This is a genomic window from Planomonospora parontospora (genome assembly GCA_014647935.1).
In the GTDB taxonomy this organism is placed as follows: domain Bacteria; phylum Actinomycetota; class Actinomycetes; order Streptosporangiales; family Streptosporangiaceae; genus Planomonospora; species Planomonospora parontospora.
Map to the genome: position 1 here is coordinate 1 of BMQD01000110.1, position 563 is coordinate 563.

Sequence of the window (563 nt, forward strand, 5' to 3'; positions counted from 1 at the left end):
AAACCCCGTCCGGCCCGCACGCACCGAACCGGCCGCCACCTCTGCCGACTCGCCCCCCGCGGCCAGCACCGCCAGGCCCCGCGCCAGCCCGGCGCGGTCGGAGCCCACCACCACCGCCCGGTGCTCCAGCGCCGCCCGCGTCGTCACCAGGGCCCGCCCCGCGGCGGCGACATCGGCCTCGGGCAGCACGTCCAGATACGCCTCCAGCTTCCCGGCCTGGGCGTGGAGCGCCTGGACGCTCCGGCCCGAGAACACCCAGGGCACGAGCACGTGACCGTCCGCCGCGAGACCGTCGGTCACGAGTCCGTCCGTCGCGGGACCGCGGTCCCGGATCCGCCGGTCACCCGTCGTCTCCGGCAGCTCCGGCAGCTCCGGCAGCTCCGGCGCGGAGGCGTTCCCTCCGGCCCCCACGGGTTCTCCGGCCCCCATGGCCTCCGCGCCCTCCACGGGCTCAGCCGGCGGCGCCTCCTCGATGATCACATGCGCGTTGGTGCCGCTGATGCCGAACGACGACACGCCCGCCCGGCGCGGGTGACCGTTCCGCTTCCACTCCCGCGCCTCGG

General features: G+C 77.1%; 1 pseudogene. It reads right to left on the bottom strand.

The window, feature by feature from the left end:
• A pseudogene (locus IEZ07_RS35340) lies at positions 1–563 on the bottom strand (hypothetical protein); the annotation flags it as partial.